This window comes from Streptomyces sp. NPDC045431 (assembly GCF_040646655.1).
In the GTDB taxonomy this organism is placed as follows: Bacteria; Actinomycetota; Actinomycetes; order Streptomycetales; family Streptomycetaceae; genus Streptomyces.
On sequence record NZ_JBEZAQ010000003.1, the window covers coordinates 28,979 to 44,643 of the forward strand.

Here is a 15,665-nt window from a genome sequence, read left to right on the forward strand (position 1 = left end):
CGCGGCGAGGCGCGGTGCCAGGCGTCGCGAGCCCGGCAAGATCGGCAAGACACCCCCTGGGGGCGGACGGCCAGACCCCCGTCCAGGCCGTCCGCCCCGGTCCTGTGGTTACGCGTGGTGGCGGCGCAGCACGCGGAAGACGGCGTATACGGCCAGGCCCGCGAGGGCGAGGACGATGCCGGTTTCGATGAGCTGGACGGGCCAGTAGTGCGAGGCGGGGTGGTACTCGGCGTACCAGCTGATGGTGTCGGGGTCGCACTGCGTCTCGCCCTCGGGCTGCATGCACGCGTCGTACGGGAGCTGCCGCCCGTCGGCGGTGACGTAGCCGGAGCGGAGCAGGAGGGCGTCGAAGGGGAGGCCGGACAAGCCGCCGGTGAGCTGGGAGCCCTGGCCGCTCGCGTGCAGCGACGGCCACAGCTCCCACCGCAGGCTCCAGAATCCCAGGAGCACCGCGCCCAGGACGGCCGCCGTCGTGGCCATGGCGGCGACGGTACGGCGGACCAGCAGGCCCACGAGGGCGCCGACGGCGACGCCGAGCAGGCAGTAGCCGCCGAGGGCCGGGCCCATGAGCTCGTACGCGCCCGGGTCCGCCCACGAGAGGTTCTGGTGGTAGCGGACGGGTCCCCGGCCGAAGCGGAACACGGCGGTGAGCACGGTCGCGGTGACGGCCGCCAGGCCGGCGGCGAGGAGCAGTTTCGAGGCGAGCCAGCGGGCCGGGGTGGCCGACTGCGTCCAGGCCAGCTTGTACGTACCGCTCTCCAGCTCGCGTGCGACCATCGGGCCCGCGACGAAGGCGCCGATCAGGAACGGGACGGCCATCAGCACGAAGAGGGACCGCTCCAGCGCGAGTCCCAGGAAGCCCTGGGGGGTGACCCAGTCCCCGAAGAGCTGCTCGCCGCACGCCTCCGGCTCGCCCGCGAAGCAGCGGGCCTCGTCCATGGAACCGGCCACCCACCAGCGCAGCACCACCGTCGCCACCATGGCCAGGGTGAGGAGCGCGGCGGTGGTCCACAGCGCCCGCCGGTGCCGGCGCAGCGTCACCCGGCCGGTGCGGGCCGTCGTCAGCGTGCTCATGCCGCCACCGCCCGGTCCGTGTCGACGGCCGCGCTCGGGGAGAGGAGCGGCGGGGCGTCGGGGGAGCGGAGATGGCCCAGCAAGAGTTCCTCCAGGGTGGGTTCCATGGTCTGCCAGGTCCGGTCGTCGACCGGGCCGTCCCGGCGGACGAGCGCGGTGAGCTGGCGGCCGGTGGTGCGGGACTCGATGACCGTGTGCGGGGCGAGGTCGGCGACCGGGCCGGTGACCAGCGTGTGGGCGGCGAGGATGTCGTCGATGCCGCCGCCGAGGCGGATGCGGCCGCCGTCGACCAGGAACAGGTAGTCGCAGGCGCCCTCCAGCTCGCCGAGGATGTGCGACGACATCACGACCGTTGTGCCGCGCTCGGCCGCGTCCGCCATGAGCGCGCCCATCAGCTGGTGGCGCGCGAGGGGGTCGAGGTCGGCCATCGGCTCGTCGAGCAGGAGCAGTTCGGCGCGCTTGCCGAGTGCGAGGGCGAGTGCCACGCGGGTGCGCTGGCCGCCGGAGAGGCGGCGGACGCGGGCGCCGCGGTCCAGCTCCCCGAGGACGGCCTCGGCGGCCTCGGCGTCCCAGCGGTCCGGGTTGAGCTCCGCGCCCATGCGGAGGGTGTCGGCGACGGTGAGCTGCGGGTAGAGCGGCTTGTCCTGGGCGACGTACGCGATCCGGTGGCGGGCGGAGGCGGGGTCGGTGCCCAGGACGCGGAGGGTCCCGGCCGTCGGCCGCATCAGGCCGGCGGCCAGGGCGAGGAGCGTGGACTTGCCGGCGCCGTTGGGGCCGACGAGCGCGCAGATCCGGCCCGCCGGCAGGCGGAAGGCGCAGTCCTGGAGCGCGGCGGCCCGTCGGCCGTAGCGTTTGGCGAGGCCGTGGGCCTCCAGAGCGCTGGTCATGCGTCGTCCCCCTCGTAAGTCTGTTCGAGTACGGAGCCGAAGAGCGCCGTCACGTCGTCCCGCTCCAGTCCGGCCGCGCGGGCGCGGGTGGCCCAGGCGGCCAGCTCGTCGCGGAGCGGGGAGTCGGCGGGCGCGCTGCCGAGCGTCTTCCGTACGAAGGTGCCGAGGCCGCGGCGGGCCTCGACGAGGCCCTCGCGCTCCAGTTCGCGGTAGGCCTTGAGCACGGTGTTCGGGTTGATGGCGGTGGCCTCGACGACCTCGCGTGCGGTGGGCAGCCTGTCGCCGGGCTCCAACAGGCCCAGGCGCAGAGCCTGTTTGGTCTGCTGGACGATCTGGAGGTAGGTGGCGACGCCGCTGCGCCGGTCGATGCGGTACTCGACCACGTCCTTGCACCACCCTTTCACTAATCAAGTAGTGAAAGAGTGGTGCACGAGAGGGCGAGGTGTCAACACCCCGCCCTCTCCGGTTTCTTAAGGTCGCGTCACGTCTCCGAGCGGTACATCAGGTCGACCTCGTGCGTCGAGAAGCCCATCCCCTCGTACACCCGCACCGCCGCCGTGTTGTCCGCGTCCACGTACAGCATCACCGTCGGCAGCCCCTGCGCCGCCAGGTGCCGCAGGCCGATCGCCGTCAGCGCCTTGCCGAGGCCGCCGCCCTGCGCCTGCGGGCTGATGCCGAGCACGTACACCTCACCCAGCCGCTCCTCGGCGTGCACCTTCGTCCAGTGGAAGCCCACCAGTTCGCCGTCCGTCTCGCGTACGGCGAGGAAAAAGCCCTTCGGGTCGAACCACGGCTCCTCCTTGCGGTCGTCCAGGTCCCGCTGCGTCATCGAGCCCTGCTCCGGGTGGTGCGCGAACGCGGCCGCGTTGAGCGCGAGCCAGGCCGCGTCGTCCTGCCCGGGCACGAAGGTGCGCACGGTGATGCCCGGCGGCAGCCCGGGCTCCGGGACGTCCAGCGGGGCGAGCGGCCGGCGCATCTGGCGCAGCTCGCGGAAGAGCGTCAGGCCGAGGACCTGGGAGAGGTGGCGGGCGGCCGACTTGCCGCCGTGCGCCCACACGCGCAGTCGCTTGCCCGAGGCGGCCAGCAGCGCCGCGCCGAGCGCCCGCCCGTGGCCGCGGCCCCGGTGCGAGGGGTGGACGACGAGCTCGGCGGCCGGGGCCTCGACCGGATCGGTGTCCTCCAGCTGCGCGTACCCCACGAGCTCTCCGCGGACGGTGAGCAGCAGGTGCGAGACCCCTTCGCGCCGCCCGTGGCGCAGCTGGAGCCGCCCCTGCTCGGAGACGGCCTGCATCCCGTCGATACGGGCGGCCTCGGCGAGCAGGTCGAGGACGTCCTGGGCCTGCGCGGGGGAGAGCTCGTCGAGGGTGTCGATACGTCGACCGGGCTCAATGCCGGGTACGGGGGCGTCAGTCGTCATGCCTCCGAGCGTAGGGCCTGGCCCCTGGATCAGGCCGGGCCCACGGCGAGGGCCTTTCGGAGGAAGGCAACCAGCTCGTAACCCGCTCCCCCCTGTTGCGCTACGCGCGTTGACTCTAGGCTGCGCTGGGCCCTACCCGTCCACACGCCTTGCCGTACCCAGAGGGGACAGATGTCAGCGACACACAAGAAGCAGCGCGCGGTCACGCGGATACTCGCCACCGCCGCCGGACTGGCGACCGTCGGAGCCGTGGTCGCCGCCCTGCCCGCCGGCGCCGACGACCGGGTGCAGACCGCCGGGCACCACTCCGGCCGCACCGTCGACGTACAGCTGCTCTCCTTCAACGACCTGCACGGCAACCTGGAGGCCCCGGCCGGATCCTCCGGCGAGGTGAGCCACACGCACGCGGACGGCCGGGTCGAGAAGATCAAGGCGGGCGGTGTCGAGTACCTCGCCACCCACCTGCGCACCGCGCGCCAGGGCCACCCGTACTCCATCACCGCCGCCGCCGGCGACATGATCGGCGCCTCGCCGCTGATGTCGGGCCTCTTCCACGACGAGCCCACCATCGAGGCGCTGAACAAGCTCAAGCTCGACGTGTCGTCCGTCGGCAACCACGAGTTCGACGAGGGCGCCAAGGAACTCGCCCGGATACAGAACGGCGGCTGCCACCCCACCGGCGGCTGCTACGAGGAGGGCAAGACCTTCCCCGGCGCCAACTTCCCCTACCTCGCCGCCAATGTGACGGACGAGAAGACCGGCAAGCCGATCCTCGACCCGTACTTCATCTGGGAGCGCAAGGGCGTCAAGATCGGCTTCATCGGCGTGACCCTGGAGGGCACCCCGAACATCGTCACCGCCGAGGGCGTCAAGGGCCTGAAGTTCGGTGACGAGGTCGAGACGATCGACAAGTACACCAAGGTCCTGGAGCGCAAGGGCGTCAAGTCGATCGTCGCCCTCATCCACGAGGGCGGCGCCCCGGCCTCGTCCTCGTACAACTACGACTGCGACAGCCCGGGCGCCGGCGACGGCATCTCCGGCCCGGTCGTCGACATCGCGAAGAAGCTGAACCCGCAGGTCGACGCGCTCGTCACCGGCCACACGCACCAGGCGTACGTCTGTACGATCCCGGACCCGAGCGGCAAGCCGCGCATGGTCACGTCGGCGTCCTCGTACGGCAAGCTCTACACGGACACGACGCTGACGTACGACCGGAAGACCAAGGACATCGTCCGTACGGCGGTGAAGTCGGCCAACCGCGTCGTCACGCGTGACGTGGCCAAGGCCGCCGACATGACCTCGCTGATCGAGCGGTGGAACGCGCTCGCCGCGCCCATCGCGAACAAGCCGCAGGGCTACATCTCCGCCGACATCAACGGCCGCGGCTCCACGGAGTACGAGAAGCCGCTCGGCGACCTGATCGCCGACGCGCAGCTCGCCGGGCTCGCCCCCGCCGACAAGGGCGGCGCGCAGATCGCGCTGATGAACCCGGGCGGTATCCGCTCCGACCTGGTGTACAAAGCGTCCGGCGCCGAGGGCGACGGCGTGGTGACCTACGGCGAGGCGTTCACCGTGCAGCCGTTCACCAACATGATGAACGTCGTCGACCTGACCGGCGCCCAGCTCATCGCGGGCCTCCAGCAGCAGGTCAGCGGCGCGAACGAGGCCTCGCCGAAGATCCTCCAGGTGTCGAAGGGCTTCACCTACACCCTCGACCTGACGAAGACGGGCGCGGCCCGTGTCGACGCCGCCTCGGTGAAGCTGAACGGTGAGCCGATCGACCCGGCGAAGACGTACCGCGTCGCGATGAACGAGTTCCTCGCGGGCGGCGGCGACGGCTTCCCGGCGCTCGGCCAGGGCAAGAACAAGCTCGTGGGCGCGTCCGACCTGGACGTCTTCAACGCCTACCTGGCGGCCAACTCCTCGCCGTCGAACCCGATCGCGCCTCCGGCGCCCGGCCGGATCACGGTCGTCAAGTAGCGGGTACGCGGAGGAAGGCGGGGCGGCGGGACCATCGAGGTCCGGCCGCCCCGCTCACTTCTGGGGCGTGGTCGCCGGCGGCGGCGTCGGCGCGCCCGGCAGGCGGATCACCGCGCGGGTGCCGCAGCCCTCCTTCGGGCCTACCGGGATCAGCCGCACCTCGCCGCCCGCCCGGGTCACCGTGCGGGCCACGATCGACAGGCCGAGGCCCGAGCCCGGCAGGCTGCGGGCCGACGGCGAGCGCCAGAAGCGCTCGAAGACGTGCGGCAGCTCCTCGGGGGAGATGCCCGGCCCGTGGTCCCGTACCGTCAGCTCGCCGTCCACCAGGGCGACCTCGATCGTGCCGCGCGGCGGCGAGAACTTCACCGCGTTGTCGAGGACATTGACGAGTGCGCGCTCCAGTGAGGCCGCCTCGGCCCGTACGTACCAGGGGCGGACGTCCTCGGCCGTGATCGTCAGCTCGGGGCCGCGCAGCCGCGCCCGCCGGAGCGCGGTGTCCAGCAGGTCGTGCAGCGCCACCACCTCCAGCCGGCCGCCCGATCCGGCCGCGTCCGGCCGGGACAGCTCCTGGAGGTCGCCGATGAGCGCCGCCAGCTCCGTCATCTGCGCCTTGACCGACGCCAGCAGCGCCCGCCGGTCCTCGGGCGGGATGGCCCGGCCGGTCTCCTCGCTGCGCGCCAGGAGCTCGATGTTGGTCCGCAGCGAGGTCAGCGGCGTCCGCAGCTCGTGCCCCGCGTCGGCGATCAGCTGCGCCTGCCGGTCCCGGGAGGAGGCGAGGGCGGCCGTCATCGCGTTGAACGACCGCGACAGGCGGGCGATCTCGTCCTCGCCCTCGACGGGGATGCGGACCGTCAGGTCCTCGGTCCGCGCCACGTGCTCGACCGCCCCGGTGAGCCGGTCGACGGGCTTGAGCCCGGTGCGGGCCACCCACAGCCCGGCGGCGCCGGCGCCGACGACCCCGATGCCGGCCAGCACGGTGAGGACCAGCGCGAGCTGGTTCAGCGCTCCGTCCACTTCCGTCAGCGGCCGGGAGATGGACACCGTGTACCGGGTCTCGTCGTCGGTGCGGGTGAGCACCCGCACGGGCTGCCCGCCGGTGGTGACACCGTCGTGCAGCGACTCGGTCCGCAGCCTCGCCGCGACCTCGGCGTCGGACCGCTCGACGACCACGGGCGGGCTGCCGGGCCCCACGCACCGGCTGCCGTCCGGACGCACGAGCTGCACATACGCCGTTCCCGGCGCCGTGTTGGCCTGGCCCGGGCCGCCGGACGGACGGCAGGTGAGGGCGAGCAGCCGCTGGTAGTCCGCCGAGGCCGAGGCCGACAGGCTGTACAGCGAATTGTCCAGCTCGTCCCGCAGCTGCGCCCGGGTCAGCAGCCAGCACGCCACCGACACCGCGGCCACCGCCACCGCCACGGCCGTGGCCGTCAGCAGGGCGAGGCGCGAGCGCAGCGGCAGCGCCCGGAACCGCGCCACCGGGCCGGTCATCCGTCGCCCCCGGCGCGCAGCACGTAGCCCACGCCCCGCACCGTGTGGACCAGGCGGGGCTCGCCCGCCGCCTCCGTCTTGCGCCGCAGGTACATCACGTACACGTCCAGGGAGTTGGAGCTCGGCTCGAAGTCGAAGCCCCACACCGCCTTGAGGATCTGCTCCCGCGTCAGCACCTGGCGCGGATGCGACAGGAACATCTCCAGGAGCGTGAACTCGGTACGGGTCAGCTCCATGCGCCGCCCGCCCCGCGTCACCTCGCGCGTCGCCAGGTCCATCCGCAGGTCCGCGAAGCTCAGCACCTCCGCCTCCGGCTGCTCGCCCACGGTCCGGGCGTACGAGCTGCGCCGCAGCAGCGCCCGGATCCGGGCGAACAGCTCGTCCAGCTCGAACGGCTTGACGAGGTAGTCGTCCGCGCCCGCGTCCAGGCCGGTGACGCGGTCGCCGACCGTGTCCCGGGCCGTCAGCATCAGGATCGGCACGGTGGACCCGGCGGCGCGGATGCGGCGCGCGGCGGTCAGGCCGTCCATGCGGGGCATCTGGATGTCGAGGACCAGGAGATCGGGTGCGTATGCCTCGGTCTTCGCGAGCGCGTCGACGCCGTCGACGGCGACCTCGGTGCCGTACCCCTCGAAGGCGAGGCTGCGCTGGAGCGCCTCGCGGACGGCGGGCTCGTCGTCGACGATCAGGATGCGCTCGGCGTCAGCGGGTCCGTTCACGGGGTTCATGAGGTTCACGGGGTCAGCCTCGCACGCGTTCAGGAGCCGTCGCGGAGCTCGTCGAGGTCGGCCTTGACGGTGTTGACGGGTATGGCGAAACCGAGGCCCACGCTGCCGGCGGTGGAGCCGGTGGCGGCGCTCGGCGCGTACATGGCGGAGTTGATGCCGATGACCTCGCCGTTCATGTTGATCAGCGCGCCGCCGGAGTTGCCGGGGTTGAGGGAGGCGTCGGTCTGGATGGCCTTGTACGTCGTCTTCGACCGCCCCGTGTCGCCGTTGAACTCCCGCCCGTCGAACTCGAACGGCCACCCCTGGCGCGGGTCCCGCTGCCGCTGGTCCTCCTCCTTGGAGACCGTCACGTCACGGTCGAGCGCGGAGACGATGCCGCTGGTGACGGTGCCGGTCAGGCCCTCGGGCGAGCCGATCGCGACGACCTCGTCCCCGACGCGCACCTTGTCGGAGTCGCCGAGGGCGGCGGGCTTCAGCCCGGACGCGCCCTTGAGCTTGATCAGCGCGAGGTCCTTGCCGGGGTCGGTGCCGACGGTCTCGGCGGCGTACGTCGTGCCGTCGCTGAGCCGGACGGTGATCTCGGAGGCGCCGGAGATGACGTGGTTGTTGGTGACGATCTCGCCGTCGCCGGTGATGATCACGCCGGACCCGGTGGACTGCCCGGCCGTGGACGCCGCCTTGATCTCGACGATGCTCGGCGACACCGCCTGCGCGACCCCGGCGACCGTGCCCTTGCTGGACTGCGCCACGCTCGTCCCGTCGACCGCGCCGCCCGCGCTCGGGCCGCCGTCCTGGGTCAGCTGCTGGACCAGCGCGGACGCCCCGCCCCCGATCCCGGCGGCGGCGATGGCGACGGCGACGATCAGCGCCACGGGCCGCCGGGCCCGCTCGCGCCGGTGCGGCACGGGCGGCGCGGGCGGCCCGGGCGCGTACGCCGGCGGCGGCGGGTACGACGGGAACGTCTGCTGCTGGTCACCTTGCGAGTAATCCGTCATGGATACGACTCTCGGAGCCGTACATGAGAGAACGCTGAGGACGCCCTAAGAGTCCGGACAGAGTCTCGTATGCCCCATGTGAAGAGCCGCGTGGAGCGCTACTCGCCGTCGCAGCCGCACGACCGGCGCACGATCAGCGCCGACGGGAACTGCTTCACCCGCTCCCGGCGCGACCCCGCCACCCGCAGACCGTCGTCGAGGACCAGGTCCACCGCCGCGCGGGCCATCGCCGGGCGGTCGGAGGAGACCGTCGTCAGGGGCGGGTCCGTCAGGGCGGCTTCCTTGACGTTGTCGAAGCCCGCGACCGCGAGGTCGCCGGGGACGTCGAGGCGGAGCTCGCGGGCGGCGCGCAGGACGCCGATGGCCTGGTCGTCGGTGGAGCAGAAGATCGCCGGGGGTCGGTCCGGCCCGGACAGGATCTTCAGGGCGACCTGGTACGCGTCGTAGCGGTTGTACGCGGCCTGGAACAGCCGGCCCTCCACCGAGCGGCCGGACTCCAGCATCGCGCGGCGCCAGCCCTCCTCGTGGTCGGCCACCGGGTCGCCGACGGCCGGGGTCGACTCGACGCCGCCGAGGCAGGCGACGTACGCGTGGCCGTGCTCCAGGAGGTGGCGGACGGCGAGCTGCGCGCCGCCGATGTCGTCCGTGACGACCGCGACGTCGTCGATGGCCTCGGGCCGCTCGTGCAGCAGTACCACGCGGGCGTCCCACGCCTCGATCTCCTGCGCGGCGCGCTGGCTGGGGCCCTGGCTGACCAGGATGAGCCCGGCGACGCGCATGCCGAGGAAGGCCCGCAGGTAGTGGAGCTCGCGCTCGTCGCGGTAGTCGGAGTTGCCGACGAGGACCATCTTGCCGCGGTCGGCGGCGGCCCGTTCGACCGCGTGCGCCATCTCGGCGAAGAACGGCTGCCGGGCGTCGGGGACGATCATGCCTATGAGGTCCGTGCGCCGCGAGGCCATCGCCTGGGCCACGCGGTCGGGCCGGTAGCCCAGCTCCTTGATCGCTGCGAGTACCCGCTCGCGCGTGGCCGGGGCGACCGGCCGGGGTCCGTTGTTGATGACGTAGCTCACGACCGCGGTCGAAGTACCCGCAAGTCGTGCCACGTCGTCCCGCGTCACCTTGGCCACGCGCCGCAGTCTACGCGGGGGGACCTACCTCTGGGCAGGTCGTACGGCTGCTTCCTGTACCTCTTCGGTGTCGGCCGTACGGGTGGCGGCGGCCTTTTCGGCCTCCTTCGTACGGGCTTCCTCGGCGGCGCGGTCCACCTTCTCCGGGGTGACGAACCGGTAGCCGACGTTCCGTACGGTCCCGATCAGCGACTCGTGCTCGGGCCCCAGCTTGGCGCGCAGCCGCCGTACGTGGACGTCGACCGTCCGCGTACCGCCGAAGTAGTCGTAGCCCCACACCTCCTGCAGGAGCTGGGCGCGCGTGAACACCCGGCCCGGGTGCTGGGCGAGGTACTTCAGCAGCTCGAACTCCTTGAAGGTGAGGTCCAGGACCCGGCCCTTCAGCTTCGCGCTGTACGTCGCCTCGTCGACCGACAGGTCGCCGTTGCGGATCTCCATCGGGGAGTCGTCGGCGGTGATCTGCTGGCGTCCCATCGCGAGGCGCAGCCGCGCCTCGACCTCGGCGGGGCCCGCGGTGTCCAGGAGGACGTCGTCGATGCCCCAGTCGGCGGTGACGGCGGCGAGCCCGCCCTCCGTGACGACCAGGATCAGCGGGCAGCCGGGCCCGGTGGAGCGCAGCAGCTGGCACAGCGACCGCACCTGCGGCAGGTCGCGGCGGCCGTCGACGAGGATCACGTCGGCACCGGGGGTGTCGACGAGTGCGGGGCCTTCGGCGGGGGCCACCCGCACATTGTGCAGCAGCAGTCCGAGGGCGGGGAGCACCTCCGTGGACGGCTGGAGGGCATTGGTCAGGAGCAGGAGAGAGCTCATCGCGACGCCCCACCTGCCCGGGTCGTCGTTTCACGGTCGTGCACGGTTCGCTCGCCCATAACGTCGGTTCCTCCTCGGTCCCTGCGAGGACGTCCTGGCACTGCTGTCGACTCCCGCGCCCTGAGAGCCTTTGTTCATCCGTCTGTAACAACGGCGGCAAAACACAAAAGGACCCGGGGGCTGCTTTGCCCGGATCCTCTTCGCAGCACAATAGCCGACATGGGATCCGAGACAGAGGGCGTGTTTCACATCGCGGATGTTTCCTCGGTCACTCCCGGCCTTCTGCGCGCCACCCTCCGTACCCCTGACGGGATCCGTATCGAAGCGGTGCACGAGCCGCATAGGGGCCATAGGGACAGTCTTACGGACACAGCCGTCGTTGTCGCCCATGGATTCACCGGCTCGGTGGACCGGCCGGCCGTCCGGCGGGCCGCGCGGGCCTTCCGGCGGCGCGCGGCGGTGGTGACCTTCTCCTTCCGCGGGCACGGCCGCTCCGGGGGCCGGTCCACGGTCGGGGACCGCGAGGTGCTGGACCTGGCGGCGGCGGTGAGCTGGGCGCGGGAGCTCGGGTACACGCGTGTGGTGACGGCCGGCTTCTCCATGGGCGGGTCGGTGGTGCTGCGGCACGGGGCGCTGTACCGGGACGACCCGAGGGCGCGCGCGGACGCGGTCGCCGCCGTGAGCGCGCCGGCGCGCTGGTACTACCGGGGTACGGCCCCGATGCGCCGGCTGCACTGGGTGGTGACCCGGCCCGCCGGGCGCCTGGTGGGCCGCTACGGGCTGCGCACGCGCATCCACGACCGCGACTGGGACCCGGTGCCGATGCCGCCCTTCGCGGCGGTGCCGCTGATCGCGCCGACGCCGCTGCTGATCGTGCACGGCGACCGCGACCCGTACTTCCCGCTGGACCATCCGCGCATGCTGGCGGCGGCCGGACCGTGCGAGCTGTGGCTGGAGCCGGGCATGGGCCACGCCGAGAACGCCGCCGACGACGCCCTGCTCGCCCGGCTCGCGGACTGGCTGTCGGCGGCATAGCCCATCATGGATGCCGACGAGGCCGTGGAGGCCGACGAGAGGAGTGCCGCTATGGCAGCGGGGACCATCCGCTACTGGGCCGCGGCCAAGGCCGCCGCCGGGACCGCCGAGGAGCCGTACGCCGCGGAGACCCTGGCCGAGGCGCTGGAGGCCGTGCGCGAGCGGCACCCGGGCGAGCTCGCCCGCGTGCTCCAGCGGTGCTCCTTCCTGGTCGACGGTGACCCCGTCGGGACCCGGGCGCATGAGACCGTACGGCTGGCCGAGGGCGGCACGGTCGAGGTGCTCCCGCCGTTCGCAGGAGGGTGAACCGCACACCATGAGCAGCAGCAGCGACCAGCAGTACCCGTCGTACGGCGACCCTTCCTACGGCGAACCCTCCTACGGCGAACCCTCCCACGGGGAGCAGGCGTACCGGGAGCAGGCGTACGGCCCGGAGACGTACGGGCAGCAGGCGCACGGCGAGCAGCCGTACGGTGAGCCGTCGTACGGCCACCAGGAGCCCGACGTCGCGCAGACGTGGCAGGGCCAGACCTGGGACACCCACTACCAGCCGGCCGCGCAGCCCCAGGAGGCGGCGGCTCCCGCCCCGGCCCCGGTCTCGTATCCGCTGCCGCCCGAGGTGCCGTACGACACCCCGACGACCATGCTGCGGCCGGTGACCGCCGCCGCGGCCGCCGCGCCGGCACCCGCGCCGGCCGCCGTGGCGCCCGAACCCGCGTACGGCGCGCCCACCACGCTGGGCAACGCCCGGATGACCGAAGCCCAGCGCGCCCGCGCCGAGGGGCGCTCGCCGATCATCGAGCCCGGCATCCAGCCGGCCGCCCTGACGGCGCTGCTCGGCGTCCTGCTCGCCGCGGGCGCCGCCCTCTCCCCGTACGGGCTCCTCGTCCCGCTGGTCCTGCTCCAGGCGGTCACGGCCGCCGGATGGTTCCGGCTCAACGGCATGTGGCCGGCCCGCCAGGGCATCGCGCTCGCCTTCGCGGGCGGCGTCAGCGCCGACATCGCGCTGCTCGCCGCCGGTGAGGAGCACGCGCCCGTCGCGATCCTCGGCACCCTCGGGGTGTGGGTGCTGCTGGTGCTCGTCCTCCAGCTGCGCAGCCACGCGGGCGCCGACGAGCGTCAGTACGGCCTGATGGCCACGGTCGTCTCGTCCGCGCTCGCCGTCGTCGCGGCCGGGTACCTCGCGGCCGCGTCGGACGCGGTGGTCGTGGGCGCCCTCGCGGCCGGCGCCGCGGTGCTCGTCCGCGCGCTGCCGCTGCCGGGCGCCGTGACGCTCGTCGGTGGCCTGCTGGCGGCCGCGGGCGCCGGGGCGGCGGCCGGGGGGCCGCTCGGTGCCGGGGCGCTCGACGGGGCGCTGCTGGGGCTCGGGGCCGGGGTGTGCGCGCTGGTGGGCCACCGGGTGGCGAGCTACGACTACCCGTCGCGCTTCGTCCACATGACGGCCGGGGTGGCGCTGCCGCTCGCGCTCGCCACGCCCGCCGTGTACCTGCTGGGACGCGTCCTGGTGTGACGGCCGGGGTTACCGGTGAGGGAACCAATGAACGATCCCGTACGTCGATCATGACGTGACGGGGGGCCGGGCGCGACGAGGGTGGGGGATCACCGAACCATGCGAGCACTGCGAATACTGCTGATCACCGCCGTGGTACTCGGTGGCCTCTTCATCGCCGCGGACCGCCTGGCGGTGAACTACGCGGAGGGCGAGGTGGCCGCCAAGGTCCAGGCCCAGCGCGGCGTGGGCGGCGGTTCGGCGGACGTCTCCATCAAGGGCTTCCCGTTCCTGACGCAGGTCCTCGGCAAGGAGCTCGACGAGGTCGACGTCACCCTCAACGGCGTCGAGGCGTCGGCCGGCGGCCGCACGCTGCGCATCGCCACGATGACCGCCGCGCTCCACGACGTGCGCCTGGGGAACAACTTCTCCACGGCCACCGCGGCCAACGCCACCGGCACCGCGCGCGTCTCGTACGCCGAGCTCGCCAAGGCGTCCGGCGAGGACGTCACCGTCGCCTACGGCGGCAACGGCAAGGTCAAGGTCACCGGCTCGGTGGACGTCCCGGTCCTGGGCCGGGTCACGCGCAGCGTGATGTCCACCGTAAGCATCGCCGACGGCACCACGATCCGGGTCCGCGCCGACGAGGTCCCCGGCGAGGGCATACCCGGCGTGGAGGAGCGGGTCCGCGAGCGCACGGACTTCGACCGCTCGGTCGCCGGCCTGCCGGCCGGCCTCAAGCTCCAGAAGGTGGAGGCGACGGCCGAGGGCGTCGTCATCACCCTGACCGGCACGAACGTCACCCTGGCGGGCTGACGGCGGGCTGACGGCGGGCTGACGGCGGGGGGCGTCGACGGGGCGTCGGCGGGGCGTCGGCGGGGCCCGACTCGTGCCCCCGGCCACATGGTGAGACGGCGGCGTCCGCTCCGTAAACCACCTGCGACGACTGGCCTGAGCGGCGGTGGGCGGGGCGAGGCTCCGGAGCCCCTCCCATCCCACTATGCGGATGATCGCGTCTCGACATACGACACACCGGTGACACGACCGCCCGTCCGTCCCTACGATCTGACCCATGAAGCGACAGGCGGAACTCACGAAGCGGCGGGCAGTAGACCTGTGCCGCGTCGCCGCCATGCTCTGTCGCTCCGTCTGAGCGGGACACCAACCTCCCGCCTTCCCCGGGCCCTTGAGCACCTCGGGCCCATCCCCGTGTCGAACGCAGCCGACGAGCGCGCCCGTCCCGCGTACCCCGTACACGACGAGCGGTCCGACGGCCGGCCGGCACCACCCGCCACACCCCGCCGCACACTGCCCCGGAGGAGAAACAGCATGAGCCGCAGCGACGTCCTGGTAGACGCCGACTGGGTCGAGGCCCACATCGACGACCCGAAGGTCGTCATCGTCGAGGTCGACGAGGACACCTCGGCGTACGACAAGAACCACATCAAGAACGCCGTCCGGATCGACTGGAAGCAGGACCTCCAGGACCCGGTCCGCCGCGACTTCGTCGACCAGGAGGGCTTCGAGAAGCTCCTGTCCGCGAAGGGCATCGCCAACGACGACACCGTCGTCCTCTACGGCGGCAACAACAACTGGTTCGCGGCGTACGCCTACTGGTACTTCAAGCTGTACGGCCACGAGAACGTCAAGCTCCTCGACGGCGGCCGCAAGAAGTGGGAGCTCGACTCCCGCGACCTGGTCGACGGCTCCGAGGTCCCGAACCGCCCGGCCACCCAGTACAAGGCCAAGGCCCAGGACACCTCCATCCGCGCCTTCCGCGACGACGTCGTCGCCGCCATCGGCAGCCTGAACATCGTCGACGTGCGCTCCCCCGACGAGTTCAGCGGCAAGCTGCTCGCCCCGGCGCACCTCCCGCAGGAGCAGTCGCAGCGCCCCGGCCACGTGCCGAGCGCCCGCAACATCCCGTGGTCGAAGAACGCCAACGACGACGGCACCTTCAAGTCCGACGAGGAGCTCAAGGAGCTCTACGCCCAGGAGCAGGTCGACCTGGAGAAGGACACGATCGCCTACTGCCGCATCGGTGAGCGCTCGGCCCTGACCTGGTTCGTCCTGCACGAGCTGCTCGGCCAGCAGAACGTCAAGAACTACGACGGCTCGTGGACCGAGTACGGCTCCCTCGTCGGCGTGCCGATCGAGCTCGGCGCCAACAAGTAATCCCGGACCTCCCGTCCACCCCTCACACCCCTCAGGAGTACCCATGTGTGGAGCACAGGCCGGCGGCCCGGACGCTTCGACGATCAAGCCCGGCGAGACCACGATCCAGGGCCAGGTGACCCGTAACGGCGAGCCCGTGACCGGTTACGTCCGCCTGCTGGACTCGACCGGCGAGTTCACCGCCGAGGTCCCGACCTCCGCGACGGGCCAGTTCCGCTTCTACGCCGCCGAGGGCACGTGGACCGTCCGCGCGCTGGTCCCCGGCGCCACGGCCGACCGCACGGTCGTCGCGCAGCAGGGCGGCCTGGCCGAGGTCGCGATCGCGGTCTGACGCGGTCCGGCGCGTCCGACGCGGTTCGACGCGTCTGACGGCGACGTCACACATACCGGCCGAAGGGCCGCACCTCCTGGGGGTTGGACGCTTACCGGGACCGAGGTGCGGCCCTTCGGTCGTACGCTG

At 72.6% G+C, this 15,665-nt stretch carries 17 protein-coding genes; 8 read left to right on the forward strand and 9 right to left on the reverse strand.

Annotation, left to right across the window (positions count from 1 at the left end; translation table 11 throughout):
- Positions 1-108: 108 nt before the first annotated feature.
- The 4 genes from AB0A69_RS08520 to mshD all read right to left on the reverse strand — a co-directional run bounded on the left by AB0A69_RS08520 (position 109) and on the right by mshD (position 3,378).
- Positions 109-1,074, reverse strand: a complete 966-nt coding sequence (locus tag AB0A69_RS08520) for an ABC transporter permease (protein ID WP_361416971.1) — start codon at positions 1,072-1,074, stop codon at positions 109-111.
- Positions 1,071-1,961, reverse strand: coding sequence for an ABC transporter ATP-binding protein (locus AB0A69_RS08525; RefSeq protein WP_361416974.1), 891 nt, complete (start codon positions 1,959-1,961; stop codon positions 1,071-1,073). Before AB0A69_RS08525 ends, AB0A69_RS08520 begins: the two co-directional genes overlap by 4 nt.
- Complete coding sequence (locus AB0A69_RS08530) at positions 1,958-2,344, reverse strand: GntR family transcriptional regulator (RefSeq protein ID WP_361416976.1); 387 nt, start codon at positions 2,342-2,344, stop codon at positions 1,958-1,960. Before AB0A69_RS08530 ends, AB0A69_RS08525 begins: the two co-directional genes overlap by 4 nt.
- A gap of 98 nt (positions 2,345-2,442) precedes the next feature.
- Positions 2,443-3,378 (reverse strand): mycothiol synthase, encoded by a 936-nt coding sequence (gene mshD, locus AB0A69_RS08535; protein ID WP_361416979.1) that lies wholly within the window; start codon positions 3,376-3,378, stop codon positions 2,443-2,445.
- 171 nt (positions 3,379-3,549) lie between these two features.
- Between mshD and AB0A69_RS08540 the strand changes: the two genes are divergently transcribed.
- Positions 3,550-5,358: a bifunctional metallophosphatase/5'-nucleotidase gene (locus AB0A69_RS08540; RefSeq protein ID WP_361416982.1), complete on the forward strand. Its 1,809-nt coding sequence runs from the start codon at positions 3,550-3,552 to the stop codon at positions 5,356-5,358.
- A 54-nt stretch (positions 5,359-5,412) separates the two neighbouring features.
- On the opposite strand, the gene AB0A69_RS08545 is transcribed toward AB0A69_RS08540, so the two are convergent.
- The 5 genes from AB0A69_RS08545 to AB0A69_RS08565 all read right to left on the reverse strand — a co-directional run bounded on the left by AB0A69_RS08545 (position 5,413) and on the right by AB0A69_RS08565 (position 10,506).
- Positions 5,413-6,846: a HAMP domain-containing sensor histidine kinase gene (locus AB0A69_RS08545; RefSeq protein WP_361416985.1), complete on the reverse strand. Its 1,434-nt coding sequence runs from the start codon at positions 6,844-6,846 to the stop codon at positions 5,413-5,415.
- Entirely contained in the window at positions 6,843-7,574 is a 732-nt protein-coding gene (locus AB0A69_RS08550; RefSeq protein WP_361418391.1) for a response regulator transcription factor, read from the reverse strand. Before AB0A69_RS08550 ends, AB0A69_RS08545 begins: the two co-directional genes overlap by 4 nt.
- A 29-nt stretch (positions 7,575-7,603) precedes the next feature.
- Positions 7,604-8,569: a trypsin-like peptidase domain-containing protein gene (locus AB0A69_RS08555; RefSeq protein ID WP_361416988.1), complete on the reverse strand. Its 966-nt coding sequence runs from the start codon at positions 8,567-8,569 to the stop codon at positions 7,604-7,606.
- Between the two features lie 98 nt (positions 8,570-8,667).
- Positions 8,668-9,696, reverse strand: coding sequence for a LacI family DNA-binding transcriptional regulator (locus AB0A69_RS08560; RefSeq protein ID WP_355365072.1), 1,029 nt, complete (start codon positions 9,694-9,696; stop codon positions 8,668-8,670).
- A 24-nt stretch (positions 9,697-9,720) separates the two neighbouring features.
- Positions 9,721-10,506, reverse strand: a complete 786-nt coding sequence (locus AB0A69_RS08565) for a response regulator transcription factor (protein WP_361416991.1) — start codon at positions 10,504-10,506, stop codon at positions 9,721-9,723.
- A gap of 219 nt (positions 10,507-10,725) precedes the next feature.
- On the opposite strand from AB0A69_RS08565, the gene AB0A69_RS08570 reads away from it, so the two are divergent.
- The 7 genes from AB0A69_RS08570 to AB0A69_RS08600 all read left to right on the forward strand — a co-directional run bounded on the left by AB0A69_RS08570 (position 10,726) and on the right by AB0A69_RS08600 (position 15,536).
- Positions 10,726-11,541, forward strand: coding sequence for an alpha/beta hydrolase (locus AB0A69_RS08570; RefSeq protein ID WP_361416993.1), 816 nt, complete (start codon positions 10,726-10,728; stop codon positions 11,539-11,541).
- A 51-nt stretch (positions 11,542-11,592) separates the two neighbouring features.
- The gene (locus tag AB0A69_RS08575; RefSeq protein ID WP_355365062.1) at positions 11,593-11,847 is read left to right on the forward strand and encodes a MoaD/ThiS family protein; all 255 of its coding nucleotides are present in this window, start codon (positions 11,593-11,595) and stop codon (positions 11,845-11,847) included.
- A gap of 10 nt (positions 11,848-11,857) precedes the next feature.
- Positions 11,858-13,051, forward strand: a complete 1,194-nt coding sequence (locus AB0A69_RS08580) for a hypothetical protein (protein ID WP_361416996.1) — start codon at positions 11,858-11,860, stop codon at positions 13,049-13,051.
- Positions 13,052-13,150: 99 nt separating this feature from the next.
- On the forward strand, positions 13,151-13,846 hold the full coding sequence (locus tag AB0A69_RS08585; protein ID WP_361416999.1) for a DUF2993 domain-containing protein: 696 nt from the start codon (positions 13,151-13,153) through the stop codon (positions 13,844-13,846).
- A 256-nt stretch (positions 13,847-14,102) separates the two neighbouring features.
- Entirely contained in the window at positions 14,103-14,183 is an 81-nt protein-coding gene (locus AB0A69_RS08590) for an Ms5788A family Cys-rich leader peptide (protein WP_352021666.1), read from the forward strand.
- Positions 14,184-14,359: 176 nt separating this feature from the next.
- Positions 14,360-15,205, forward strand: a complete 846-nt coding sequence (locus tag AB0A69_RS08595) for a sulfurtransferase (protein ID WP_361417002.1) — start codon at positions 14,360-14,362, stop codon at positions 15,203-15,205.
- A gap of 43 nt (positions 15,206-15,248) precedes the next feature.
- A complete protein-coding gene (locus AB0A69_RS08600) occupies positions 15,249-15,536 on the forward strand; it encodes a DUF1416 domain-containing protein (RefSeq protein ID WP_355365050.1) in 288 nt (95 codons plus the stop codon).
- Positions 15,537-15,665: the final 129 nt, after the last annotated feature.

Coding starts and splice junctions, on each gene's coding strand:
- AB0A69_RS08590 (WP_352021666.1), top strand. CDS start 14,103: ATGAAGCGACAGGCGGAACTCACGAAGCGGCGGGCAGTAGACCTGTGC.
- AB0A69_RS08570 (WP_361416993.1), top strand. CDS start 10,726: ATGGGATCCGAGACAGAGGGCGTGTTTCACATCGCGGATGTTTCCTCG.
- AB0A69_RS08585 (WP_361416999.1), top strand. CDS start 13,151: ATGCGAGCACTGCGAATACTGCTGATCACCGCCGTGGTACTCGGTGGC.
- AB0A69_RS08525 (WP_361416974.1), bottom strand. CDS start 1,961: ATGACCAGCGCTCTGGAGGCCCACGGCCTCGCCAAACGCTACGGCCGA.
- AB0A69_RS08600 (WP_355365050.1), top strand. CDS start 15,249: ATGTGTGGAGCACAGGCCGGCGGCCCGGACGCTTCGACGATCAAGCCC.
- AB0A69_RS08565 (WP_361416991.1), bottom strand. CDS start 10,506: ATGAGCTCTCTCCTGCTCCTGACCAATGCCCTCCAGCCGTCCACGGAG.
- AB0A69_RS08540 (WP_361416982.1), top strand. CDS start 3,550: ATGTCAGCGACACACAAGAAGCAGCGCGCGGTCACGCGGATACTCGCC.
- AB0A69_RS08555 (WP_361416988.1), bottom strand. CDS start 8,569: ATGACGGATTACTCGCAAGGTGACCAGCAGCAGACGTTCCCGTCGTAC.
- mshD (WP_361416979.1), bottom strand. CDS start 3,378: ATGACGACTGACGCCCCCGTACCCGGCATTGAGCCCGGTCGACGTATC.
- AB0A69_RS08575 (WP_355365062.1), top strand. CDS start 11,593: ATGGCAGCGGGGACCATCCGCTACTGGGCCGCGGCCAAGGCCGCCGCC.
- AB0A69_RS08520 (WP_361416971.1), bottom strand. CDS start 1,074: ATGAGCACGCTGACGACGGCCCGCACCGGCCGGGTGACGCTGCGCCGG.
- AB0A69_RS08595 (WP_361417002.1), top strand. CDS start 14,360: ATGAGCCGCAGCGACGTCCTGGTAGACGCCGACTGGGTCGAGGCCCAC.
- AB0A69_RS08580 (WP_361416996.1), top strand. CDS start 11,858: ATGAGCAGCAGCAGCGACCAGCAGTACCCGTCGTACGGCGACCCTTCC.
- AB0A69_RS08545 (WP_361416985.1), bottom strand. CDS start 6,846: ATGACCGGCCCGGTGGCGCGGTTCCGGGCGCTGCCGCTGCGCTCGCGC.
- AB0A69_RS08550 (WP_361418391.1), bottom strand. CDS start 7,574: ATGAACCCCGTGAACGGACCCGCTGACGCCGAGCGCATCCTGATCGTC.